This window comes from Tardiphaga sp. 619_E2_N8_4 (assembly GCF_051810905.1).
In the GTDB taxonomy this organism is placed as follows: Bacteria; Pseudomonadota; Alphaproteobacteria; order Rhizobiales; family Xanthobacteraceae; genus Tardiphaga; species Tardiphaga robiniae.
Genome location: NZ_JBPWQJ010000001.1, coordinates 5,077,172 through 5,101,915 on the forward strand (window position 1 = coordinate 5,077,172; position 24,744 = coordinate 5,101,915).

General features: G+C 62.0%; 23 protein-coding genes. 7 read left to right on the top strand and 16 right to left on the bottom strand.

What is annotated here, in order from left to right:
- The 7 genes from AB8A23_RS24400 to AB8A23_RS24430 form a co-directional block, all read right to left on the bottom strand.
- Positions 1 to 1,200, bottom strand: coding sequence for a dihydrodipicolinate synthase family protein (locus tag AB8A23_RS24400; RefSeq protein ID WP_439057893.1), 1,200 nt, complete (start codon positions 1,198 to 1,200; stop codon positions 1 to 3).
- An 8-nt stretch (positions 1,201 to 1,208) separates the two neighbouring features.
- On the bottom strand, positions 1,209 to 2,360 hold the full coding sequence (locus AB8A23_RS24405) for a Gfo/Idh/MocA family protein (protein ID WP_089266960.1): 1,152 nt from the start codon (positions 2,358 to 2,360) through the stop codon (positions 1,209 to 1,211).
- Between the two features lie 2 nt (positions 2,361 to 2,362).
- Complete coding sequence (locus tag AB8A23_RS24410) at positions 2,363 to 3,775, bottom strand: hypothetical protein (protein ID WP_439060463.1); 1,413 nt, start codon at positions 3,773 to 3,775, stop codon at positions 2,363 to 2,365.
- Between the two features lie 11 nt (positions 3,776 to 3,786).
- Positions 3,787 to 4,638 carry an ABC transporter ATP-binding protein gene (locus AB8A23_RS24415; protein WP_231077403.1) on the bottom strand — a complete coding sequence of 284 codons (852 nt, stop codon included), beginning with the start codon at positions 4,636 to 4,638 and terminating at the stop codon, positions 3,787 to 3,789.
- A 50-nt stretch (positions 4,639 to 4,688) separates the two neighbouring features.
- Positions 4,689 to 5,681: an ABC transporter substrate-binding protein gene (locus tag AB8A23_RS24420; RefSeq protein WP_231077404.1), complete on the bottom strand. Its 993-nt coding sequence runs from the start codon at positions 5,679 to 5,681 to the stop codon at positions 4,689 to 4,691.
- Between the two features lie 73 nt (positions 5,682 to 5,754).
- A complete protein-coding gene (locus tag AB8A23_RS24425; protein WP_439060462.1) occupies positions 5,755 to 6,486 on the bottom strand; it encodes an ABC transporter permease in 732 nt (243 codons plus the stop codon).
- A gap of 194 nt (positions 6,487 to 6,680) precedes the next feature.
- On the bottom strand, positions 6,681 to 7,340 hold the full coding sequence (locus AB8A23_RS24430; RefSeq protein WP_309949136.1) for a TetR/AcrR family transcriptional regulator: 660 nt from the start codon (positions 7,338 to 7,340) through the stop codon (positions 6,681 to 6,683).
- A gap of 231 nt (positions 7,341 to 7,571) precedes the next feature.
- Here AB8A23_RS24430 and AB8A23_RS24435 point away from each other — a divergent pair, with 231 nt between their 5' ends.
- The 3 genes from AB8A23_RS24435 (at position 7,572) to AB8A23_RS24445 (ending at position 9,043) form a co-directional block, all read left to right on the top strand.
- Positions 7,572 to 8,333, top strand: coding sequence for a sulfite exporter TauE/SafE family protein (locus tag AB8A23_RS24435; RefSeq protein ID WP_089267285.1), 762 nt, complete (start codon positions 7,572 to 7,574; stop codon positions 8,331 to 8,333).
- A gap of 88 nt (positions 8,334 to 8,421) precedes the next feature.
- Positions 8,422 to 8,697 carry a type II toxin-antitoxin system RelE/ParE family toxin gene (locus tag AB8A23_RS24440; protein WP_439057890.1) on the top strand — a complete coding sequence of 92 codons (276 nt, stop codon included), beginning with the start codon at positions 8,422 to 8,424 and terminating at the stop codon, positions 8,695 to 8,697.
- Between the two features lie 34 nt (positions 8,698 to 8,731).
- Complete coding sequence (locus tag AB8A23_RS24445; protein WP_089266955.1) at positions 8,732 to 9,043, top strand: HigA family addiction module antitoxin; 312 nt, start codon at positions 8,732 to 8,734, stop codon at positions 9,041 to 9,043.
- A gap of 6 nt (positions 9,044 to 9,049) precedes the next feature.
- Here AB8A23_RS24445 and AB8A23_RS24450 read toward each other — a convergent pair whose 3' ends face one another.
- Positions 9,050 to 9,895 (bottom strand): VOC family protein, encoded by an 846-nt coding sequence (locus AB8A23_RS24450; protein WP_439057888.1) that lies wholly within the window; start codon positions 9,893 to 9,895, stop codon positions 9,050 to 9,052.
- A 204-nt stretch (positions 9,896 to 10,099) separates the two neighbouring features.
- Between AB8A23_RS24450 and AB8A23_RS24455 the strand changes: the two genes are divergently transcribed.
- Together AB8A23_RS24455 and AB8A23_RS24460 are read left to right on the top strand one after the other, a co-directional pair.
- Entirely contained in the window at positions 10,100 to 10,993 is an 894-nt protein-coding gene (locus AB8A23_RS24455; protein ID WP_439057886.1) for a sugar kinase, read from the top strand.
- Between the two features lie 5 nt (positions 10,994 to 10,998).
- Positions 10,999 to 11,910 carry a ribokinase gene (locus AB8A23_RS24460; protein WP_439057884.1) on the top strand — a complete coding sequence of 304 codons (912 nt, stop codon included), beginning with the start codon at positions 10,999 to 11,001 and terminating at the stop codon, positions 11,908 to 11,910.
- 2 nt (positions 11,911 to 11,912) lie between these two features.
- Here the strand turns inward: AB8A23_RS24460 and AB8A23_RS24465 are convergent, their stop codons facing one another.
- Positions 11,913 to 13,619, bottom strand: coding sequence for an IlvD/Edd family dehydratase (locus AB8A23_RS24465; RefSeq protein WP_089266951.1), 1,707 nt, complete (start codon positions 13,617 to 13,619; stop codon positions 11,913 to 11,915).
- An 88-nt stretch (positions 13,620 to 13,707) separates the two neighbouring features.
- Positions 13,708 to 14,523, bottom strand: a complete 816-nt coding sequence (locus tag AB8A23_RS24470) for an NAD-dependent epimerase/dehydratase family protein (RefSeq protein ID WP_439057881.1) — start codon at positions 14,521 to 14,523, stop codon at positions 13,708 to 13,710.
- Positions 14,524 to 14,669: 146 nt separating this feature from the next.
- On the opposite strand from AB8A23_RS24470, the gene AB8A23_RS24475 reads away from it, so the two are divergent.
- On the top strand, positions 14,670 to 15,629 hold the full coding sequence (locus AB8A23_RS24475; protein ID WP_439057880.1) for an SMP-30/gluconolactonase/LRE family protein: 960 nt from the start codon (positions 14,670 to 14,672) through the stop codon (positions 15,627 to 15,629).
- 198 nt (positions 15,630 to 15,827) lie between these two features.
- Here AB8A23_RS24475 and AB8A23_RS24480 read toward each other — a convergent pair whose 3' ends face one another.
- The 3 genes from AB8A23_RS24480 to AB8A23_RS24490 all read right to left on the bottom strand — a co-directional run bounded on the left by AB8A23_RS24480 (position 15,828) and on the right by AB8A23_RS24490 (position 19,587).
- A complete protein-coding gene (locus AB8A23_RS24480; RefSeq protein WP_068738114.1) occupies positions 15,828 to 17,258 on the bottom strand; it encodes an aldehyde dehydrogenase family protein in 1,431 nt (476 codons plus the stop codon).
- Positions 17,259 to 17,533: 275 nt separating this feature from the next.
- The gene (locus AB8A23_RS24485) at positions 17,534 to 18,508 is read right to left on the bottom strand and encodes a DMT family transporter (protein WP_439057878.1); all 975 of its coding nucleotides are present in this window, start codon (positions 18,506 to 18,508) and stop codon (positions 17,534 to 17,536) included.
- 158 nt (positions 18,509 to 18,666) lie between these two features.
- On the bottom strand, positions 18,667 to 19,587 hold the full coding sequence (locus AB8A23_RS24490) for a c-type cytochrome (protein ID WP_439057877.1): 921 nt from the start codon (positions 19,585 to 19,587) through the stop codon (positions 18,667 to 18,669).
- Positions 19,588 to 19,751: 164 nt separating this feature from the next.
- Here AB8A23_RS24490 and AB8A23_RS24495 point away from each other — a divergent pair, with 164 nt between their 5' ends.
- Positions 19,752 to 20,174 carry a CHRD domain-containing protein gene (locus AB8A23_RS24495; RefSeq protein ID WP_439057876.1) on the top strand — a complete coding sequence of 141 codons (423 nt, stop codon included), beginning with the start codon at positions 19,752 to 19,754 and terminating at the stop codon, positions 20,172 to 20,174.
- A 77-nt stretch (positions 20,175 to 20,251) separates the two neighbouring features.
- Here the strand turns inward: AB8A23_RS24495 and AB8A23_RS24500 are convergent, their stop codons facing one another.
- The 3 genes from AB8A23_RS24500 to murJ form a co-directional block, all read right to left on the bottom strand.
- Positions 20,252 to 20,698, bottom strand: coding sequence for a c-type cytochrome (locus tag AB8A23_RS24500; protein ID WP_439057874.1), 447 nt, complete (start codon positions 20,696 to 20,698; stop codon positions 20,252 to 20,254).
- A 92-nt stretch (positions 20,699 to 20,790) separates the two neighbouring features.
- Positions 20,791 to 23,088 (bottom strand): xanthine dehydrogenase family protein molybdopterin-binding subunit, encoded by a 2,298-nt coding sequence (locus AB8A23_RS24505; RefSeq protein ID WP_439057872.1) that lies wholly within the window; start codon positions 23,086 to 23,088, stop codon positions 20,791 to 20,793.
- 102 nt (positions 23,089 to 23,190) lie between these two features.
- Positions 23,191 to 24,723: a murein biosynthesis integral membrane protein MurJ gene (gene murJ, locus AB8A23_RS24510; protein ID WP_439057870.1), complete on the bottom strand. Its 1,533-nt coding sequence runs from the start codon at positions 24,721 to 24,723 to the stop codon at positions 23,191 to 23,193.
- Positions 24,724 to 24,744 lie beyond the last annotated feature (21 nt).

Genomic DNA, 24,744 nt, shown 5'->3' on the forward strand with positions numbered 1-24,744 from the left:
TCAGGCTTCGATCCCACGGGTGGCCATGATCGCCTTCATGCGCTGCGTCGCCAGTTCGGGATTGGCCAAAAGACCGGCCTTGTCGGCGAGACGGAACAGTTCGGCGAGATGCTGCGTCGAGCGCGTGCTCTCCTGCCCGCCGATCATGGTGAAGTGATCCTGATGGCCGTTGAGATAGGCCATGAACACGATGCCCGTCTTGTAGAACCGCGTCGGCGCCTTGAAGATGTGACGCGACAGCGGCACGGTGGGACCAAGCACGTCGTGGAAGCCGGCCTCGTCGCCTGCCGCCAGACGCGACAGCGCATAGGATGCCGCCGGCGCGATGGCATCGAAGATGCCGAGCAGCGCGTGCGAGAAGCCCTTGTCGTCGCCGGCGATCAGTTCGGCATAGTTGAAATCGTCGCCGGTATACATCTTGACCTTGGGATCAAGGCGACGACGCATGTCGATCTCGCGCTGTGCATCGAGCAGCGACACCTTGACGCCATCGACCTTGGCGGCGTTACGGTTGATGACGTCGACGGCGATGTCCATGGCGGTGTCGAGGCTGGACGTGCCCCAGTAATTCGCCAGTGCCGGATCGAACATGTCGCCGAGCCAGTGGATGATGACGGGCTGCGCCGACTGCGACAGGATGCGGTCATAGACGCGGCCGTAATCCTCGGCGCTCTTGCCGAGCTTGGCCAGCGCACGCGACGCCATCAGGATGATGCGGCCGCCGACCTTCTCGATCGCTTCGAACTGCTGTTCATAGGCCTTGATCACGTCGTCGATCGACTTGGCATCTTCCACCGCGAGGTGATCGGTGCCGGCGCCGGAGAACACAAGCGCGCCGCGCGGCTTGGCCGCCGCGACGGAGCGCGTGATGAGTTCGAGCGAGGTCGGCCAGTCCATACCCATGCCGCGCTGAGCGGTGTCCATCGCTTCTGCGACGCCGAGACCGAGATCCCAGACGTGTTCACGAAATGCGATGGTGCGGTCCCAATCGATGGTCTGATTGAGCCACGGATCGCACTCCGCCAGCGGGTCGGCGACGATATGCGCCGCCGAGAAGGCGATGCGGTTCAGCGTGCCTTCCAGCTTGGCCGGAAACGTGCGCGACGCTGCGAGACGATAGGTCTCGATCGAACGATCGGCCTTCGGCAGCTTCAGCGACAGCGACGACGCAGTCGACGTGGGCATGACTGGCTTGTTCATGGCGGACCTCAGACCTTGAGTGTGGGAACGTCGATCCAGCGGCGCTCCTTCCAGCTTTCCAGCGCGCATTCGACGAGCTGCACGCCCTTGGCACCTTCGAGCAGCGTGTACTTGTAGGGCGCATCCTCACAGACGTGACGGATGAACATTTCCCACTGCTCCTTGAAGCCGTTGTCGTAGACGGCGTTGTCCGGAACCTTCTGCCAGTCGGCATAGAAATCGTGGGTCCGCTTCTCGTCGGGATTCCAGATCGGGCGCGGCGTCGCCTGACGGGCCTGGATCATGCACTCGGTGAGACCGGCCACGGCCGAACCGTGGGTGCCGTCGACCTGGAAGGTCACGAGATCATCGCGATAGACGCGCGTCGCCCAGGACATGTTCATATGGGCGATGACGCCGCCCTTCAACTTGAAGGTCGCATAGGCCGAGTCGTCGGCAGTGGCCGTGTACTTCTTGCCCTGCTCGTCCCAGCGCGCCGGGATGTCAGTGGTGCCGAGGCAAGTGAGGCTCTCGACTTCGCCGAACAGGTTGTCGAGCACGTAACGCCAATGGCAGACCATATCGAGGATCATGCCGCCGCCGTCTTCAGCGCGGTAGTTCCACGACGGGCGCTGGGCTTCCTGCCAATCGCCTTCGAACACCCAGTAGCCGAACTCGCCGCGTACCGAGAGCATCTTGCCGAAGAAGCCAGAGTCGCGGAGCATCGCAAGCTTCTTCAGGCCGGGCAGGAACAGCTTGTCCTGCACCGTACCGTGCTTGAGGCCCTTGGCATTGGCTTTCTTGATGACGTCGAGCGCGGCTTCGAGATTGGTCGCGATCGGCTTCTCGCAATAGATGTGCTTGCCGGCCTCGATGGCGCGGTTGAGCAGACCCGGGCGTGCCTGCGTGGTCGCCGCATCGAAGAAGATGCTGTCGTTCTTGTCGGCGAAAGCCTTGTCGAGATCGGTGGTCCAGCGCTCGATGCCATACTTCTTGGCGAGGCCTTCAATCTTCTCGGCATTGCGGCCGACCAGGATCGGATCCGGCATCATGCGGTCGCCGTTCTTCAGGGTCACGCCGCCCTGCGCACGGATCGCGACGATGGAGCGCACAAGATGCTGGTTGAGACCCATACGGCCGGTGATGCCGTTCATGATGATGCCGAGGCGGTGGACAGCCATAGTCAGGACTCCTGGAGAACTTTAGTTTGAGAATGATCGGATGAAGCGAGCTGGAGCGGCGACAGCACCGACCAGTCCGGATGTGCGCCGGATGCAAATCCGGCAGAGGTCAGCGATCCCGTGAGGAGATCACCGTCGTGAATCGACAAACGGACGATATCGCCATCGCGGCGGTAGAGATCGGGATGCGCCGTCAGGAAGGCCTCGGCCTCCTCCGCTGGTGCAGTGCCGAAACCATCGACGTAGTGATGGCCGTTGCGTTCGGCATGGGTGACGCCGATCAGCGCGCCAAGCGCCAGATCCTGCTGCACGCCAAGGCCGGCCTGGCAGGTGAGATCCTCGCCGGTGATAAAATGATCGACGCCCTGCGCGCTCCACGCCGCAGCGCGAGTCGCATTCGCGATCGACTTGTAGAAGCCCTTGCAGGATTTCGAGGAGATGCCGCGATAGCCCAACGCCTTGGCGGCGGGGAATGCATCCCAATTGTCGTCAGCCTCATCAATGATGAAATTGCGCGACGACAATTGGCCGAGCGGCGACTCGCGCGTGATATCGCGCGGCATCGGCTGCTCGATGTAAAGTAGCCTGGATGCAATCGGCGCCAGTGCGCTGTCATTGTCGAGGCGATCGACCAGCGCGCCGAGCGCGTTGAGATCGGCATATTGCTCGTTGGCGTCGAGCGTCACCTGATAATCGTAAGGCAGCGTCGTCAGCGCATTTCCGATCCGGGTCAAACGTGCGGCGTCTGCCGCGGGATCGCCGTTCATCTTGAGCTTGAAGTATCGTGCGCCGCTATTCTCACGGGGGTCGGCGACACCGCCCTCGCCTTCGATCACATCATCGAGGCCGACGGTGTGGCGCAGCGCGACGCGCTCAAGCCGGTGACGGCTGGCCAGGAACGTCGCGATGTCGTCGGCGCCGAGATCGGGAGCAAGACGCGCGGTAAGACCGGCGACGTTGGCCTTCATGCCCGTGAAGAAATCCGTGCCCAAGCCACGCAGCAGTGCGTCGAGCACAGCCTTGTCGATTTCCGCCGGACCGAAGCTTGCAGCCAGCGGTGGAATGTCCAGTTCGGCGCCGGCCTTCATCTGGTCGCCGATGCAGGCCGCATGCAGACCAAAGGCCGAAATGAAACCCGACTGCGCGCGATAGAGCTCTTTCGCGATGACCAGCGACTGCCGCAGCTCGTTCACGGTGTCGCCGATGGCCAGATGCGGCCGCTTGTCGAACCACTTCGGCACCATCAGCTCGGCTGAGGCGCCGACGAACACGCCTTTGCCTTCGACCTCGACCTCGACCCGAACGAACGCCTGCGGCGCTGCATTGACCGTCACGGCGCCAAAGCGAAACGGTCGCACGAACGCCACGTGGCGCTCGAACAGCGTAATGTCTCGCAAGGCGATCCGTGCCGACATGGACATGGGCGCTAGTCCAGCGTGCTGTTGGTCATGAAGTGCTTGCGGATGCGTGCGACCAGATCGGTGAAGATCGGGTTCGACATCGCATCGAGCGTGCGCTCGCGCCCGAGCGGCACGTCATAGATCGCGGCAATGCCGCCGGGGCGCTCGGTCATGACCAGCACCTTGTCGGCCAGAAACACCGCTTCCGGGATCGAATGGGTGATGAGGAGAATCGTCTTGCCGGTGGTACGCTGAATACGCGACAGCTCGACATTCATCTTCTCGCGCGTCATGGCGTCGAGCGCGCCGAACGGCTCGTCCATCATCATGATCTTGGGATCGTGCACCAGCGCACGGCAGATCGAGGCGCGCTGCTGCATACCGCCGGACAGCTGCCACGGCAGCTTCTTCTCGAAGCCCTCGAGGCCAACCATCTTCAGAAGCTCTTTCGCGCGCGGGATATATTTCTCGCGCGATAGGCCTTTCATGTCGATCGGCATCAACACGTTATTCAAAATGTTCCGCCAGGGCAGCAGCAGCGCGTTCTGGAACACGATGCCGACATCGCCATGGGGCTCGGTGACCTTGTTGCCATCGACGTGGATTTCTCCGGATGTCGGCGCAAGAAGGCCGGAGATCAGTTTGAGCAGCGTGGACTTGCCGCAGCCGGATGGGCCGACCACGACGAAGAACTCACCGTCATTGATATGGAAGTCCAGGGGGCGCAGCGACTGCACCTGGCCGTCGCCGGTCCCATAGGTTTTGGAGACGCCGGAGAGATTGATCCCCGACGCCTTTGATGGTGCGGACTGCTCGGATACGACGCGAAGATGCGCACTCGGTTGATCGACGCTCATGGTCCTCATCGCTGCAGTCATTACGGCTAGTCCTGTTGATTTCGTCAGTTCGGTCGAGATAACCGGGCCGGTTACTTCGGCAGATATTCGTTGGTGTAGAAGGCCTTCGGATTTTCCTTGGCCTTGGCTTCCAGACCGCCATATTCGACCATCAGCTCTACCGATTCCTTCATGTTCTGATCGGTGACCTGGAACGGGCGCTTACCCTTGGTTTCCGGCGTGGTGTAGAGCGGGATGGTGAGTTCGAAGCCCTGGGTCAGGGTCTCGATCTTGCCGCCCTTCGGGTTGGCATCGAGGATCGCCTGCGCGGCAGCCTTCGGCTCCTTCGACGCAGCTTCGACGGCCTTGGTGGTGGCCGACATGAAGCGCTTCACGAGATCCGGATTGGCCTTGGCATAGTCGGTATTGGTGATAATGCCCGACGACACGAGATGAATGCCGTAATCGGCAAACTTGATCGGATACACATCCTTGCCGGTGGCATCCTTGATCTTCATGGACTGGTCCATGACGTAGCCGAGCAACAGGTCAGCCTGGCCGTTGATGACGGCGTTGAGCTTGGTCTGTCCGTCGCCGGCGACGGTCTTGAAATCGGATTCCTTGAGGCCCGCCTTCTTGAGGAACAGCGGCCAGATCTGGGTCATGGAATCCGCCGGCGTGATCGCCACGGTCTTGCCCTTGATATCCTCCGGCTTCTTGATGTTCTTGTCGACGAAGCCCATCACCGACATGGCCGAGGTCTGCAGCAACACGCCGGTGGCGATCACCGGGGCGCCCTTCACGGCTGCACGCATCATGGTGGGAACGTCGACATAGCCGAAATTCACGCTCTTGGCAGCGACAGCCTGCACGGTAGCCGCCGAACCGCGGCCTTCCTGAATGTCGAGATCGATGCCTTCTGCTTCATAGATGCCCTTGGCCTTGCCGTAATAGAACGGCGAATGCTCACCATAGACATACCAGTTGAGCATCAGCGTCACCTTGTCGGCCGCAGCCGCCGGCGTGGCGAGCGCGAGCGTGACGGTGATCGCGGCAGTCGAAACAGCAGTAACCCATTTCAGCATTTTTAGCCTCCCATTGAAGCAGGTGATCGCGGCCCGTTTCGCCGGACCGCTTGTTTGGAATTGCAGGTCCCGATCAGGACCCGATGAAGACATCCGCGCGCTGGCTGACGTGCCAGGGAATCGCAAAGCGTTCGATACGATCGACCAGCCAGAACAGAATGACGCCGAGCAGCGCGAGGATGACGAGAGCCGCAAACATCGTCGGCAGATCGAAGGTGCCGATCGAGCGCTGCAGCACATAACCGATGCCGGAATTGGAGCCGACGAATTCACCGACCACCGCGCCGACGACGGCGAGCGTGACGGACACCTTGAGACCGGAGAAGATCGCCGGCAGCGCGTGTGGCAGGTTCACGGCGCAGAACACGCGCAAGCGGCTGCCCTTCATGGCGCGGGCAAGATCGACCATGTCGGGATCGACCGACTTGAAGCCCTGCACCGCCGACACGACGACGGGAAAGAAACCGAGCAGGAAGGCGGCGATGATCTTCGGCACGATGCCGAAGCCGAACCACACCACGAACAAGGGCGCGATGGCGACTTTGGGAATCGACTGCGAAAACACCAGCAGCGGATAGACATAGCTTTCGACGGCCCGCGAACCGGCGATCAGCATGGCAATCGGGATGCCGAACACGGCGGATGCAAGGAAGCCGAGCAGTGTCGCGTAAGTCGTCGGCCCTGACTGCGCAAGCAGTTCGGGCCAGTCGGTATAGAGCACCTTCACGACGTCGCCGGGCGCAGGGATCTGATAGGCGGGAATGTTGAAGATGCGGATCGCGAGATCCCAGCCGACCACGATCATCACCAGCAACAGGAATGGGCGCAGCCATGAGGCGTTCAGCAGCTTCGATACACTGCCGGGTGCTTTCTTCTCACTCACGCGTCTCGTCTCCCAGATGCCGGCTTCGCGGTCGCATTTAACTCGTTGGATAAATACAGCGCATGGCTTCACCGTTGTCAATTGGGCGCTTAACTAGCGAAAATTACACAATGATTTCAGGCGCTTTGGCGGGCCGAGGTGTGGACAACCGTCGCCGGCGGGAGCTGGAATTCGGCCACGGATCGGCCGGTGAGCGCCGCCAGGACGAGTGCCACCATATGGGCCAGCCGCTCGTCCCTCGCCTCCTTCGCCAGGAGATCCCTGCCGAAAATCACGCTGAGCGTAGCGTTGTTGCCGATATAGAAAAAGCTCAGCGCGGCGATGGAAATGTAGAGCTGCACCGGATCCATCGCGACCTTGAAATCGCCTGACGCGACGCCGCGCAAAACCACCGTGCGGATCATCTCCACGAAGGGCGAATGCATCGACTTCACCTTCGTGGAGCGCTTGATGTGCTTCGCGCGCTCCAGATTCTCGGTGTTGAGCAGCGCAAGGAATTCCGGGTTGCGGATAAAGTAGTTCCAGGTGAAGGCGATCAGGCTCTCGATGGCCTCGGGCGGATCGAGATGTTCGAGATCGAGCGTGCGTTCTTCGGCACGGATCTGCTCATAGGCACCTTCGAGTACCGCAAGATAGAGCGCATCCTTGTTGCCGACGTGATAGTAGAGCATGCGCTTGTTGGCGCCGGCCTGCGCAGCGATGCGATCGACGCGCGCACCGGCGAGGCCCTTGCTCGCGAATTCCTTCTTGGCAGCCTCGAGAATGCGCAGACGCATCCCTTCCGGGTCACGCTGCCACTTCAATGCTTTCTTCGGCGCTTTTTTAGTTGTTTTTGCCAAACCCGGATCCCGTCGCTCAGCGGAATGACGCAACAGCCGCACGTCTATCGCGTGTAGCATGCGTTTGCCCGCTTGAGAACAAAGCATGTTCCGGGCCATATGCGCAAACGGGCATCGCCTTTTGCGGGTGTCGTCGCTATCACTGCCCTGCCCCAACCGGACCTGCTTGTGCCTGCCATCATCACAGACCCGTTCTTCTATGCCGTCGCCATTCCGGCGGTGATTTTCCTTGGCCTCTCCAAAGGCGGCTTTTCCGGCGTCGGCATTGCCGCCACGCCGCTGCTGGCGCTGTATCTGCCGCCGCTCGAGGCCGCCGCCTTGCTGCTGCCGGTGCTGATCACGCAGGACCTGATCTCGATCTATGTCTATCGCCGCGAATGGGACGCCTCGAATCTGAAGATCATGTTGCCGGGCGCGGTCGCCGGCATGACGCTGGCGTGGCTGCTCGCCTCCTATATTTCTGACAATGCCGTTCGCATCACTGTCGGTTTGATCGGCCTCATCTTCGTGATCGACGTCTGGCGGAAGCGCGCCAGGATCGAACCGACCCGCATGGGCCCGGCCGGCGGCGTATTCTGGGGCGCGGTATCGGGCTTCACATCCTTCATGACTCAAGCCGGCGGCCCCCCATTTCAGGTCTATGTGCTGCCGCAGCGGCTGCCGAAGCTGGTGCTGGTCGGGACCACCACGATCTTCTTCGCCGTGGTCAATGCGCTGAAGATCGTGCCCTACTTCGCGCTCGGCCAATTCCACGCCGGCAATTTCGCGACATCGCTGGCACTGCTGCCTATGGCCATCATCGCGAACTTCATGGGCATCTGGCTGGTGAAACATACGCCTACCAATCTGTTCTACAACATCGCCTATGCCCTGCTGCTGGTGATCTCGCTGGTGCTGCTCTGGCAAGGCTGTTCAGTATTGTGGCGGTAGTTCGCCCGGCCTGCGGAAAAACCACTTGACGAATTGTAAGCTAATAGCTTACAATTCGGGCGGTCGATCCGTAGCCGTCGAGACACCTGTGATCAGATCTTTCATACATCCCGGTCTGAACGAGCTCTGGAGCAGGAAGACGTCAGCCAAGATTGACAAAAAAATGCATGGTCGCATTCTCCGCCGGCTCGACATGCTGGATGTCGCAACCTTGCCGGCCGAGATGGGCCTGCCCGGCTTCAACTTCCATCCACTGCGCGGCAAACCACAGCGTTATTCCGTTCACGTCAACGGACCATGGTGCATCACATTCGAATTCGAGGCCGGCGATGCGCTTCGTGTCGACTTCGAGCAGTATCACTAAGGGCGCTTCGCGCCGGGGATCAAGGAGAGCCACGATGGTTGAGCAAAATGCCAAGCGCAGCGCGTCCCGCTGCCCGACCCATCCAGGCGCCGTGCTGCGCGAAGACGTGATCCCCGCCGTCAAGCGATCCAAGACCGAGATCGCCCGCCTGCTCGGCATTTCCCGCCAGCATCTGCACGACATCCTCGAAGAGAAGAAGCCGATCTCGCCCGAGGTCGCGGTCCGGATCGGAAAATTGTTTGGCAACGGTGCCGGCATCTGGGTGCGGATGCAGGCAGCCTATGACACATGGCACGCCGAACAGACTGTCGACGTCAGCGGGATCGAGACGCTGAAGGTCGCTTGACGGCGCTCACACATCCTTCCCCGTCCGCTCGATCAGCAGCGTCGGAATTCCGCAGGTGCCATCGCGGAGGCTGACAACACGGGTGCCCGGCTTGCGGCCACTACGCACCTCCGACACGTTGACATGCGCGGCGAGCAAGCGCTCGCGGACGGCATCCGCGTCAGCGACGCGCCAGGTCATGCCCCAGAGCTTGTCGCGATTCTTGTCGGCCTTGTCGTCGGGGCGATGCACGACCTCGACGATCAGATCGCCGCAGCGGAAGAACATCAGATGGCCCCACTCCGGATTGGAGCGATCCAGTGCCATGTCGAGGCCCAGTCGCGCGCCATAGAGCGCAGCGGCGCGCTCCGGATCCTGCGTGGCGACAACGATATGGTCGAGGCCAAGGAACGGCGCATCGCCCACCGGGGGCGACACCGGACGCTCGTCGGACAGTTCGAGAAAGAATTGCCGGACGCCGCGCGTCGCGTCCGTCGCCGCACGGGTACGCTTCCAGGAGAGTGTGGCGCCGGTCTCGGTATCCCTGCTCTCGACCTCGGCGATGGGATCAGGCTTCAGCGCCAGGCGATCGAGCCGGCGATGCATCCCAGCGATATCGCCAGTCCGGAAACAGATGCTGGCCAGCGTCGCACCCTGCTCCGGCAGCACGGCCCTGATGCGATCGGCGGCCGGGCCGTGACCGACAGGTGCCATCAGCTCGACCGACATGTTGGCCACCGTGAAGATCGCCATGGCCGCGCCGTCGCTGGTGCTGCGCCAGGCGGGCGCGCGGGCGAACAGGGTCTGATAGGTGGCGATCCCCACCTCCAGGTCCTCCAGCAAAATGACGACGTGATCCAGCCCGGTGATCATCGCATCCCTCCCCTCTTTGTGGCGTTGTTGTTATCGAACTATGCCAGTTTTCGAGCCGCAATGCTGAAAACCGAGTCCGCCCGGCTGCGGCATCCTGCGGCATCGCACAATTTCGGTGGTGACCTCGTCGCAAGCGCTGTTAAGCTGACTGATGCGCCGTCTCCGGACGGGTGCAGCCATCCCTCAGGCGAGACGGACGGATTCATGAAGGCACTCTTTATCGGACAGACCTATATCGACGTCACGTTCATCACCGACCATATGCCGACCGGCGACGAGAAACACGTCGCCTCCGACTATGCCGTGTCATTCGGCGGCAATGCGGTGACGGCGGCCTTCTGCTGCGCCAAGCTGGGCATCGTGCCCGATCTGATCGCCACCGTCGCCAATGACTGGCTCGGCCGCATGTTCATGGACATGTCGGCGAAATACGCCATCGAGGTCCATCCGCGCAAAGTGGCGAGTTCGTCGCTGTCCTTCATCATGCCTAAAGACGGCAAGCGTGCCATCGTCCGCTGCCGCGACGACGAACACATCCATCCGTTCCCGCTGCTCAATCTCGGTGCCTGCCGCGCGCTCCATATCGACGGCCATCAGCCCGATGCCGCGATCCACTACGCGAAGCTCTGCCGCGAGGCCGGCATCCTCACCTCGCTCGACGGCGGCGGCTTGCGCACCAATACCCATGAGCTGCTTGAGTTCATCGACGTCGCCATCGTCGCCGAACGTCTCTGCGAGCAGATGGACCTGACGCCGGAGAAGATGCTCGATTATCTCAAGAACCGCGGCTGCCGCGTCGGCGGCGTCACGCTCGGCGAGAAGGGCCTGCTCTGGTATGACGAAGCCGGCACAGTGCACACACTGCCCGCGCTGCCGATCCCGCGCGAAAAGGTGATCGATACCAATGGCGCCGGCGATGTTTTCCACGGCGCTTACGTCTATTCGTACCTCGCCAATCCCGGCCATAGCTGGGCCGAGCATTTCAAATTCGCGCGGGCCGCATCGACCTTCAAGATCCAGCGGCTTGGCAATGAAGCGGGACTGCCGACATTGTCGGATATCGCGGCGGTGCGTGAGGAATATCGGGCGCAGGTGTGACAACCATGGGCCAGGTTGTCGTCGCCGGCAGCATCAATATGGACATGGTCGCGACAGCCGACCGCCATCCGGCAATCGGTGAGACTGTAGCAGGCCGCGAAGTGTTGTATTTTCCCGGTGGCAAGGGCGCCAATCAGGCCGTTGCTGCGGCGAAGCTCGGCGCCAGGACAATGCTGATCGGCTGCACCGGCGCGGATGCCTTCGGGCGTGACACCAGGGCATTTCTGGCCATGCAGGGCGTCGATCTCGCTCACGTGCGCGAAGCCACTGGCGTTGGCACCGGAGCGGCGATCATTACCGTCGCAAATGCCGACAACACCATCATTGTCATTCCCGGCGCCAACGCGCTGGTGAGTGCGGCCGATGTCGCTGCGTCCGCATTCCGAAAAGGCGATATCGCCGTCAGCCAATTCGAGATTCCGCTGCCGGCCATCACGGCTTTCTTCACGCGAGCGCGCGCATCCGGTGCAACGACGATACTCAATCCGGCACCGGCGATGCCGATTGACCGTGAGCTGATGGCTCTGGTGGATATTCTGATCCTCAATGAAAGCGAACTCGGCCTGCTTGCAAGTCTCGAACTGCACGACACTGATCCCGATGCGCGCTTCATCGCCGCCGCATCGACATTGCAAACCGATCATCGGCCGAACATCTGCATCACGCTGGGCAAGCGCGGCGCGATCGCGCTGATCGATGGCCGGGTCCACCTCGAAGCCGCCCGCATCGTGAAGGCCATTGACACCACTGGTGCCGGCGACTGTTTCGTGGGGGCTGTTGCCGCAAAGCTTGCGGATGGACATTCACTGCAGAGCGCCATTGGCTATGCTAATGTCGCCGCAGCGCTTTGCGTACAGCGGATGGGCGCCGGGCCGTCGATGCCAACCGCGGAAGAAGTGTCAGCGGCCGCCGGCTAGCGTCAGCCCTTCCCCTTCGCCGTCATGAAGTCGAAATCGCAGCCGTCATCGGCCTGCAGGATCGTGGTGTGAAACAGATGCGCATAGCCGCGCTTCGCCCAGTCCGGCGTCTTCGCTGGCGGGAGCGCAGCCTGGCGCTTCGCAAGCTCGGCATCGTCGACCAACAGATCGATCGACCGTTTCGCCACATCCAGACGGATCATGTCGCCGTTCTTCACCAGCGCCAGCGGGCCACCCACGGCGCTCTCCGGCGTGATGTGCAGCACAATGGTGCCGAAGGCTGTACCGCTCATGCGCGCGTCTGAAATACGCACCATGTCCTTCACGCCGGCACGCGCCAGCTTCATGGGGATTGGCAGATAGCCGGCCTCCGGCATGCCCGGTGCGCCCTTGGGACCGGCATTGCGCAGCACCAGCACGTCATCGGCATTGACGTCGAGATCGGGATCGTCGACGCGGTTCGTCATGTCCTCGACGGATTCGAACACCACGGCACGGCCGGTGTGCTGCATCAGCTTGGGCGACGCGGCGGAATGCTTGATGACGGCGCTGCGCGGCGCCAGATTACCGTGCAGGATTGCCAGTCCGCCTTCCCGCTTGATCGGGTTGTCCTTCGAGCGGATCACGTCCTGGCCCGGCACCTCTTCGGCATTCGCCACGATCTCGCGCAATGTCTCGCCGGTGACGGATTTCGCGTCGAGATCGATGAGATCGCCGAGCTGCGCCATCAGCTTGGGCACGCCGCCCGCGTGATGGAAGTGCTCCATATAGTGATCGCCTGACGGCTTCAGATCGACCAGCACCGGCACGTCGCGGCCAAGCTCGTCGAAAGCGGCGAGATCGATCCGGTTCGGCGTGCGGTTGGCCATCGCGGTGAGATGAATGAGGCCGTTGGTCGAGCCGCCGATCGCCTGCAGCACGACCTGCGCGTTACGGAACGAACCCGGCGTCAGGAATTCGCTCGGCTTCGGCCCCTTGTTCTTGGCGAGCGTCGCGGCAACCTTGCCGCTGGCTTCGGCGGACCGGAAGCGCTCGGCATGCGGCGCGGGAATGGTCGCACTCATCGGCAGCGACAGGCCCATCGCCTCGGTGATGCAGGCCATGGTCGACGCCGTGCCCATCACCATGCATGTGCCAACCGACGGCGCGAGGCGCGCATTGACGTCGTCGATTTCCTGCTGGTCGATCTCGCCGGCGCGGAACTTGCCCCACATACGTCGACAGTCCGTGCAGGCGCCGAGCACCTCGCCCTTGTGATGGCCGACCACCATCGGGCCGACCGGGATCACCACCGTCGGCAAATCAACCGACAGCGCCGCCATGATCTGCGCCGGCAGAGTCTTGTCGCAGCCGCCGATGACGACGACCGCATCCATCGGCTGCGCCTTGATCATCTCCTCGGTATCCATCGCCATCAGATTGCGCAGATACATAGAGGTCGGATGGGCAAAGCTTTCGCCGATCGAGATGGTCGGAAACACCATCGGCAGCGCGCCGGCCAGCATCACGCCGCGCTTCACCGCCTCGATGATCTGGGGCGAATTGCCGTGGCACGGATTGTAGTCGCTATGAGTGTTGGTGATCCCGACGATGGGCCGGTCGAGCGCATCGTCGGAATAGCCCATGGCCTTGATGAAGGCCTTGCGCAAGAACAGCGAAAAGCCCGCGTCGCCGTAACTGGTCAGCCCCTTGCGCAATCCGTCGGCCATGTCGCGTTCCCATTCCAAGCTTGTTTTGAATGCTTCTTATGAAGCCGCCAAAATTCTTGTCAATGCGCGGGACGGACTGGCTGGGCCCCTATTTCGGCTCCCACACCTTGCTGAAATCGCCGGCGAATTCGGCGCTGCAAAATGCGCCGCCCTGATAGAAATCACCGACCGGATCGGGTTTCATCTTCGCCTGTTCCGCCATTGCGTGTTCGCGATGATCCTCGGCTTTGCCGACCGGGCGATAGCCGAGTTCATAGGCGCGGGAGTTATCCCACCAGGCACGCTCGTTATAGGAGGCGCCATACAGCACCTCGAAATGGATGGCGGGATGTTCGAGCCCGATCTGGCAGAGCTGCACCAGATCCTCGGGCTTGAGCCAAATCGACAGCCGACGTTGATCAAGCGGCCTGTCGCCGAAATTGCCGATCCGCAGGCATGTCACCGACAGCCCGTATTTGTCGGCATAGAGCGAGCCCACCGCCTCGCCGAACACCTTGCTGACGCCGTAGCGGCTGTCCGGCCGTGCCGTAACGTCCGGCGGGATTTTGCTGTGGCGTGGATAGAAGCCGACCGCGTGATTGGACGACGCGAAGATAATGCGCTTGACGCCCTTCTTGCGCGCTGCCTCGAACAGATTGTAACCGCCGATGATATTGGCCTGCAGGATGGTGTCCCATGGCCCCTCCACCGAGAAACCGCCGAAATGCAGGATGCCATCGACGCCCTCGCAGATCGCCTCCACGGCGGCGAGATCGGCCAGATCGGCCTGTGTGAAATTCTCGGTCGGCTTGAGATTGGGCGGCGTGGTGAGATCGCTCAGCACCAGGTCAGGATAGATCGGCGGCAGCAATTCGCGCAAGCGCGTGCCAATTCCGCCAGATGCGCCCGTCATCAAGATCTTCATTCCGTCCCTCGTAATGTTGTCAGTTGTCAGACAAGTATGGCGCGGCGCGGGCGCAACGGCAAGGCAGTGGAACCGGCATTGCTTGCCGCCTACCCTCGCCGATGTTAGCAAACGCATCCGAGGAAACGACAGAGAACGAGACGCCAATGTCCGACACATCATCGCGCGGCTGGCAGCCGGCGACCTATTATCCCGACCCCGCCATTCACGCCCTCGATCCCCGCTTCGAAAAATACTGGATCAAGCTCGGCGCCATTGAACGCATCGCCACCGGCATGCGCTGGGCCGAAGGACCGGTCTATTTCGGTGACGGCCGCTATCTGTTGTGTTCAGATATTCCCAACAACCGCATTATCAAATGGGAAGAGGAAACCGGCGCGATCAGCGATTTCCGCAGACCGTCGAATTACGGCAATGGCAACACGCGGGATCGCCAGGGACGCCTGATCACCTGCGAACACGGGCGCCGCATCACCCGCACCGAATATGACGGTTCCATCACGGTGCTGATGGATAATTTCGAAGGCAAGAAACTGAACTCGCCGAATGACGTCGTGGCGAAGTCCGACGGCTCGATCTGGTTCACCGATCCGCCGTTCGGCCTGATGAGCGACTATGAGGGCAACAAAGCGCCATCTGAGATCGGACAGAATATCTATCGCATCGATGGCGATACGTTGACGTCCACCATTGTCGCCGACGATGTGCTCGGCCCCAACGGGCTATGCTTTTCACCGGACGAGAAGCTGCTCTATGTCGTGGAATCCCGCGGTGTGCCGAACCGCAAGATTCTCGCTTACGACGTTGCTGCCGACGGCAAGACACTCAAGAACAAGCGCGTACTGATCGATGCGGGCCCGGGCACGCCCGACGGCATGCGCTGCGATATCGATGGCAATCTGTGGTGCGGCTGGGGCATGGGCAAGCCGGAGCTCGACGGCGTCTTCATCTTCGCGCCCGATGGCGAACAGATCGGCCGCATCGCGCTGCCTGAGCGCTGCGCCAATGTCTGTTTCGGCGGCGTGAAACGCAACCGGCTGTTCATGGCATCGAGCCAGTCGATCTATGCGGTGTATGTGAACACGCAGGGGGCGCTGGGGGGCTGAGGGCACGCCGGCCTCTCAACGTCATTGCGAGCGTAGCGAAGCAATCCAGTCTTGCCACGCTTGTGGCCTTCTGGATTGCCGCGTCGCTTCGCTCCTCGCAATGACGGCGGAGAGACCATCGTAGAAACAAAAACGCCGGCATGGATGGCTCCATGCCGGCGTTTTCAGTCACGAAGCTTGCGCTTCAACGACGCGGTCTTACGCCGCGGTGTAGCCTGCGATCGCCTTGACCTCGAGGAAGTCCTCGAGACCATGCTTGCCCCATTCGCGGCCGTTGCCGGACTGCTTGTAGCCGCCGAACGGCGCAGTGCGGTCGTTCGGCGCGCCCTGCAGGTTGACGTTGCCGGCGCGGATACGACGGCCGAACTTGCGGGCGTTCTCGACTGTATCAGCCGAGACGTAGCCAGCGAGGCCGTACGGGGTGTCATTGGCGATGCGGAGCGCGTCAGCCTCGTCCTTGGACCCCATGATCACAAGCACCGGTCCGAAGATTTCCTCGCGCGCGATGGTCATGTTCTCGGTGACGTCGGCGAAGATCGTTGGACGCACATAGAAGCCCTTGTTGACGCCTTCCGGCAGGCCGGGGCCACCGGCGACCAGCGTGGCGCCTTCCTCGATACCCTTCTGGATCAGGCCCTGGATCTTGTCCCACTGGCCGCGATTGACCACCGGACCGATCACAGTGCCATCAGCGCGCGGATCGCCGGCCTTGGTCTTGTCGGCCTGCGCCTTCGCGATGGCAGCGATTTCCTTCATCTTCGCCTGCGGCACGATCATGCGGCTCGGCGCGTTGCACGACTGTCCGGAGTTGTTGAACATGTGCGCGACGCCGCCGGTGACGGCCTTCACGAAGTCGGCGCCATCGAGGATCACGTTCGGCGACTTGCCACCGAGCTCCTGGCTGACGCGCTTCACGGTGTTCGCGGCGCGCTTGGCAACGTCGATGCCGGCGCGGGTCGAACCGGTAAAGGAGATCATGTCGATGTCGGGATGTTCGCTCATGGCGACGCCGACGTCGGGGCCCAAGCCATTCACGAGGTTGAACACGCCCTTCGGCACGCCGGCTTCATGGAGGATTTCCGCGAAGATCAACGCTGAGGTCGGGGTGTATTCCGACGGCTTCAAGAGCATGGTGCAGCCAGCGGCGAGCGCAGGTGCGACCTTGCAGGCGATCTGGTTCAGCGGCCAATTCCACGGGGTGATCATGCCAACGACGCCAATCGGCTCCTTCGTGATCATGGCGGCGTTGTGCGCCTCGTCGAACTTATAGGTCTTCAGCACGTCGAGCGTGGCGACGAGGTGACCGAGGCCGGCACCGGCCTGCAGCTTCTCGGCCATCGGCAGCGGAGCGCCCATTTCGTCGGAGACCGACGCACCGATATCCGACATGCGGGTCTTGTAGACCGCGATGATCTTTTCGAGCAGCGCGATGCGCTCTTCACGGGTGGTCTGGGAGAACGTCTCGAAAGCGCGCTTGGCAGCGGCGACAGCCTTGTCGACGTCGGCCTTGGAGCCCAGCGCAATGTCGTACATCGCATCTTCAGTCGCCGGATTGACGACAGGGGTGGTTTTTTTGACGACGGGATCGACCCAGGCGCCATCGATGTAGAATTGCAGGCGGTTGACCATTGGTAACCTCTTTGATTGCGGGAACGTCTGTCGTCAGAAAATTCTGTGCAGCCGGGTCTATCTGGGAAGGAACGACACGTCCGGCAAGCACCCTTGCGCGGTCATTTCGCCTCATGAGCCCGTCATGCACGGGGTGCCGCGTGAAAGCAGCAAATGCATATAAATCCAGCCGCGTGGCAGGAGCAAGGCCCCGTGTTTTGCGCGCGTTCTAAAATCGAAATGGCACAGCTTGCCAGCAAAGCGCAGTGTGCATTGCAACAAAATTGAACGAAAAATCAGCGCCACTTTGCGCGGACGGCGATGGGCGCGTCCGGATCGGCTTCGTCATCGGCCATGGTAGAAATCGGCGACATCGGTGTGTCACGCAGCCGCTTCAGGCCAAGATGGCGTTCGCGCAGGATGACGAAGATGCCTGCGCCCGCGACGATTACCGCGCCGCCGACCACGTAAGGCGTCGGCACCTCGCCGAACATCCAGAAGCCGAGCAGGAAGGCCCACAGCATCGCCGTGTAGTCGAACGGCGCCAGGAAGGACGCCGGCGCATAGCGATAGCTCTCGGTGAACAGCATCTGCCCGAGCCCACCGGAAATGCCGATGCCGATCAGCAGCGCCAATTCGAAACTCGTCGGCCAGCGCCAGCCGAATGGCGCCGTGAGCAGCGACGCCGCCATCACGATCAGCGTCATGAAGATGACAATCGCGGATGAGGACTCCGTTGCGGTCAGCCGGCGTATCTGGATGGTCGCACCGCCCGACGAGAAGGCATTGAGCAGCGCCAGCGACAGACCGATGATCATCGACGTGGTCAGCGCCGCGTGGTCGTGGAAATACGGCGACAGCATCAGGATCACGCCGGAAAAGCCAATCGCCACCGCCGACCAGCGATAGGCATGGACCTGCTCTTTCAGGAAGATCGCGGCGAACACCACCGTGATCAGCGGCGCGATGAAGGCGATGGCGGTCACATCCGCGATCGGCAGCCGCGCCAGCGCGCCGAAGGTGCAGAAGGTGCCGATCACGCTGAACGAGCCGCGCACCAGATGCGCGGAGACACGGTTCGTGCGCAGCGCGCCGCGCAACTGACCGCGCCAGCCGAAGAACAGCACGATCGGGATCAGCGCAAACAACCCGCGCGCAAACACGATCTCGCCGAGCGGCACGTCGCTACCGAGATAGCGACCCTGCGCGCCCATGATGGCAAACGCCATGGTGCTGGCAATCTTCAGCGACACGGCTTTGAAGATGTTCATGAGTTCGGGGAAATGGAGATCAGGGGAATCGTGGGGGTCTTCATGTTGCAGCACACAATCACGTGAGCCTCCTCACGAAAACCGCCGATGCGACATGGCTTGGCGGGTTTCCATGCAGGGCTGCACCCTCGCCACAACCCAACCTTGCGCAGGCGGTTTTAGCCCTTTTTGGCGGGCCTGATGGGCCCCTCCACCGCAGGGAGCGACTTCAGATAGAGCGCCATCGCCGAGCGGTCGTCTGCGCTCAACTGGGAGGTATTGCGGATCACGCGGGCCATTGAGCCACCGGCGGTGTCACCGTCCGGGGTCTGCCCGGTTTCGAGAAAATACGCGATGTCCTTTTCGCTCCAGTCACCGAGACGCTTTTGGGTGATGTTGGGTACCCAACCCTCTCCGTCAGGATTAGGACCTCCGGCAAAGCGCTGTGCCGTCACGATGCCGCCCAGCGCATCGCGCGGGCTGTGGCACTCGGCACAGTGGCCCAGCGCATTCACCAGATAGCTGCCGCGATTCCACTGCGGCGACTTCGATGCATCCGCCTCGAACGGCTTGCCATCGAGGAACAGCAGCTTCCAGACGCCGAGATTGCGCCGGATGTTGAACGGGAATGGCACCGCATGATCCGGCGCCTTGCTGGCGACCTGTGGCAGCGTCTTTAGATAGCCGAACAGATCGCGCGCGTCCTCCATCTTCATCTGCTGATAGGACGTGTAGGGAAAGGCCGGAAAGTAATGCGAACCGTTCGGCGACGTCCCCTTCAACAGCGCCGTGACGAAATCAGCCTCGCTCCAGCGGCCTATCCCGGCGACCGGATCCGGCGAGATGTTTGGCACATAGAACGTACCGAACGGCGACGTGAGCGGCAGCCCGCCGCCAAGCTTGAGCCGATCCTGCTGCGCCGGCGTCGCATGGCATGACGAGCAGCCACCGGCATTGAAGACCACTGCGCCATTGCCGGGATTGGGCGTGTGCGGCGGGAGCGTGCTCGCAGCCACCGTTACTGGAATCGTCAGCCACCAGAACACGCCGAGGCCGATGACAGCCGCGACAAATGCGAGAATGAAAAGCCGTTTCAGCACGTGCATGTCCAATCGGTATCCGGGTCAAACATCAACGGGCGCATCGCCTTGAACAGCCGCTGCCGGAACGAAACCGTGATCCATCCCTTAGGCTCCCGGGGGAATGAATTGGCGTCTCGGATGTTTCCAGCCATGACGACCTCACCATCATCAGGGAGAAAACCATGTCACCTCGTTCGATCATGCTCGCGTCCCTCGCGCTCGGCACCAGCATCGCCCTCGCCGGCCCCGCTTGCGCCGACAAGATGAAGGCGACCCTCAACAGCGCTTCCGAAGTGCCCGCCAATACCAGCGTCGGCAAGGGCACCGCCGATATCGACTTCGATCCCGCTACCAAGAAGCTGACCTGGAAGCTGACCTATTCCGGCCTCACGGGTCCTGCGACCATGGCGCATTTCCACGGCCCCGCCGAAGCCGGCAAGAATGCCGGAGTGGCCGTACCGATCACACCAGCCACATCCGGCTCCGAAGGCAGCGCCACGCTGACCGACGCACAGGCCGCCGACCTGTTGGCCGGCAAGTACTATGTCAACATCCACACTGAGGCCAACAAAGGCGGCGAGATCCGCGGACAGGTCACGAAGTAACATTCGAATCGACGATGGTTGAACAAAAGGGCGAGCGCTGCGGCGTTCGCCCTTTCATTCAGAGTTCACAATCGAGCTCAGATCTTCAGTCTGAACGTCTCGTGGCAGCCGCCGCATGCCTTGCCGATGCCGCCGACATTCGCCTTGAGGCTGTCGAGATCCTTGATCTTGGCCTTGGCGTCGGTGACGGCCTTGGCGAAGGTGACGATGTGGGCATCGAAACCGGCCTTGTCTTCCCAGACCTTCGGCGACGTCGAATAGTCACCCTCGGCCTTCAGACCCTTGGTGCTGTCCGGAAACAGTGTCGGCAGCTTCTTGGCGGTTTCGTCCAGCACGGTCAGCGCGGCCTCGACCGCGGCCTGATCATAGGGCTTGTCGCCCTTGGCCATCGCGCTGAGTGTGCCGCCAAGAGCGCGACCATTGGATTTCATCAGCGTCTGGCGTTCCTTGACGATCTCTTGCTGGGCCGAGACCGCCCCCACACTCAACAGCAAAGCTCCGACAACGAGAAGCGCACGTTTCATCAACCAATACCCCTGTTTGGAATTCAATTAGGACTAGTTCGCAACATGTAGATGAACCCCGCCGCCATCCGGCTATTCCCGGCGGCGGCGCCCTACAGCGTGTGGAGCCGTTCGTGCTCGCGGATCGCCATCCAGACCCGCTCCGGGGTTGCAGGCATGTCGATGTGCTCGATTTTGTATTCGCGATAGAGGCCATCTATGATGGCGTTCATCACGGCCGGACAAGAGCCGATGGCGCCGGCTTCGCCCGCCCCCTTCACCCCCAGCGGATTGGTCACGCAGGGGATGTTGTGGGTCTCGAACGAAATCGGCGCGCCGTCGGCCGCGCGCGGCAGCGCATAGTCCATGAAAGTGCCAGTGACGAGCTGGCCGTCCTCGGGATCATAGACCGCCTGCTCCATCAGCGCCTGGCCGATGCCCTGCATGGTGCCGCCATGCACCTGGCCGGCCAGCAGCAACGGATTCAGCGTGACGCCGAAATCGTCGACGATGACGTAATTGACAATGGCGATCTTGCCGGTCGCAGGATCAATCTCGACTTCGACCAGATGGGTACCGTTGGGGAAGGTGCCGTCGGCGCTGCTGAAGGTTTCCGACGCATTGAGCTTCGACGGATCAGCCTTCTTCGCGAGGTCGGCGAATGATACCGAGCGATCGGTGCCGGCGATCTTCACCACGCCGCCATCGATCTCGAGATCGGCGACGCTGGTTTCCAGCACATTTGCCGCGAGCTCCTTCAAATTGATACCGAGCTGCCTGGTGGCGCGCTGCACGCTGACGCCACCGGTCGGGATCGAAGCGGAGCCGCCGGTGCCGAGGCCCGTCGCGACCTTCGCCGTGTCGCCCTGGACGATGTGGACGCGGTCCGGTGTCACCCCGAACTGTTCGGCGACGATCTGGGCATAGGCTGTGTGGTGGCCCTGCCCGGTCGACTGCGTACCGATCAAAATGGTGATGTCGCCATCAGCGCCCACAGCAACATTGGCGGTCTCGTCGCCCATGGTGCCGCAGACCTCCACATAGGTGGCCATACCGATGCCGCGAACCAGGCCCTCTTTCTTCGCGGCCTTGGCCCGCTTTGGAAATTCCTTCCAGCCCGCAACATCCATCGCGCGTTTCATATGCGCCGTGAAATCGCCGGAGTCGTACACCTTGCCGGTCGCGGTCCTGTACGGCATCGCCTTCGGCGGGATGAAGTTCTTGCGGCGGATCGCATCCGGCGACATGCCGAGCTTGCGCGCGCATTGATCGACGAGACGTTCGACGACGTAAGCCGCCTCCGGACGGCCGGCGCCGCGATAGGCGTCCACCGGCACGGAGTTGGTGAACACCGTGCGCACGCGGCAATGGAATGTCTGGATGTCGTAGAGACCCGGCAACATGCCGGCGCCGCCATGCGGGATGTAAGGTCCAAAGGTCGACAGATACGCGCCCATGTCAGCCATCAGGTCGACATCCATGGCGAGAAACTTGCCGTCCTCGCTCAGCGCCATGCGTGCATGGGTGACATTGTCGCGGCCCTGCGCGTCGCCGAGGAAGTGATCGGTGCGATCCGCCGCCCATTTCACATTCTTGCCGAGCTTCTTGGCGGCAAAGGCCACCAGCGCATATTCACGGTAGGGAAACAGCCGCGTGCCGAAACCACCGCCGACATCGGGGCAGATCACGCGCATCTTGTCCTTCGGCATTTTCAGCACGTTGTCGCAGAGGATGTCGCGCAGACGATGGCTGCCCTGGCTGCCGATGGTCAGCGTCATGTAATCGCGCTTGGCGTCGTATTCACAGATCGCCGCCCGCGTCTCCATATAATTGATGATGACGCGTGGATTGACGATCTTCACGTCGGCGATCACGGGTGCCTTGGCGAACACCGCATCAACTGCCTTCTTGTCGCCGATCGGCACATCGAACAGCACATTGCCGGCATGCTTGGCCCATACCTGCGGCGCGCCCTTGGCGACGGCATTGACCAGACCGTTCACGGACGGCAGCGGCTTCCAGTCGACTTCGATCGCCTCAATCGCATCACGCGCCTGCGCTACAGTCTCCGCAACGACGAAGGCCACGGCGTCGCCGACATGGCGGACTTCCCCGGCGGCGAGGATCGGATAATCCGGCCCGGTGAAAGGATGATCTTCGAGATTGAACAGGCAGGGCAGACCGCCGAGGTCCTTGGTGTCTTCCGCCGTCAGAATCGCAGCGACACCCGGAAGTGTGCGCGCCTTGCTGACATCGATAGTGAAATTGGCATGGGCATGCGGCGAGCGCAGCACGAGGGCATGCAGCGTGACGGGCGCATGATCGTCGGTATAGCGGCCACGGCCACGAATGAGGGCGTCGTCTTCTTTGCGCAGGACACTCTGTCCAACGCCGAATTTGATGGGGGCCATCGTTCCTCCGCATGCAGTTTAGACTCAATCTACACTGCGGGAGAACGGCGGCAAGTGGCACGGGGCGTCGCCCTGCCCGACTTTGGGACACGATGAAGCGAGCTATCTGGCGCGGACCAGGCTGCGCAACCAGCTTTTGCCGAAAAGCGTCAGGACCAATGCCGAATAGACCAGGACGGTCACGATGATGAGAACTCCCAGCGTCGCTTCGTCGCGGAGGCTGGTGAGGCCCGCGAACTGCTCCGCCGCAAGACGCGCGGTCCCCCATAGCACCGCAGCGAGGACCACGCCGGTCAGCGCGAATTTGCCGAGTGCCAGCAGGAATGCGCGGTCGAATTCGAGATAGCCGGCCCGCATGGCGAAGAAGATCACGAGCAACAGATTGATCCAGGCTCCCGCCGCGGTGCCAAGCGCGAGGCCAATCTGCGCCAGAGGCCCCATCAGCAGAATCTTCAGCGCGACGTTGACTGCGATGCCGGTGAGCGCGGCAATCATCGGCGTCGTGGTGTCCTTGCGGGCGTTGAAAGTTGCAACCGCGCTGCGGATCATCACGAAGGGGATGAGCGCAATGGCATAGGCGGCGAGCGTCGCCGCAGCGACAGCAGCATCTGCCTTGGTGAAGGCCCCGCGGGCAAACATCGCGCGCATGATGACATCGGGCACCACGAGGAATGCGGCGACGAAGGGCAGCGAGAACAACAGCGAGAACAGGAAGGCACGGCGCTGCGCGCCCATGGCGCCAACGTGATCGTCTGCCGCCATCCGCCGCGACATTTCAGGCAGAAGCACCGTGCCGATGGCGATGCCGATCACCCCGATCGGCAACTGGTTGAGACGGTCGGCATAGTACAGCGCCGACAGCGCACCGACCGGCAGGAAGGTCGCGATGATGGTATCGGCAAACAATGCGACTTGCGTGCCCATGGAGCCCAGCGTCGCCGGGCCGAGCGCGCGGAAGAAGCCGCGCACGTCCTCGTCGAGGCGCAGCGGCGCAAAACGCGGTAGCCCGCCATGGCGCTGCAAGTCGCCGGCGAGCAGGAAATATTGCAGAAAGCCCGAAATCAGCACACCCCAGGCGGCGGCGTGACCTGCACTCGGAAAGAACGCAGCCAGCGCCAGTGTCGCCATCATTGAGATATTGAGGAAGATCGAGGCCGCAGCAGCACTGGCGAAACGCTGCATCACGTTGAGCATGCCGCCATAGAGCGTCACCAGCGTGATCAGCAGCAGATAGGGAAAGGTGATGCGTGTCAGCTCGATGGCGAGATGACGCTGCGCGGGATCATCGGTGAAGCCCGGCGCCAGGACGCTCATGGCCTGCGGCATGAACAGAATGGCCAAAATGAGCAGGACGACCTGTGATGCGAACAGCAGCGTGAAGATGCGATCGGCAAACAAATGCGCCGATGCCGGGCCGCCCTTTCCCGTCACATGGGCATAGGCCGGGACGAAAGCGGCATTGAACGCGCCTTCGGCGAAAATGGCGCGGAAATGATTGGGCAGTCGCAGCGCTACGAAGAAGGCGTCAGCCACCGGCCCGGCGCCAAGGATCGCCGCGAGCATGATGTCGCGCGCGAAACCGGTGATCCGCGAGAGCAGCGTATATCCGCCGACGGTGAAAATGCGTCCCAGCATCAGCCGCTTCTATAGCATGAA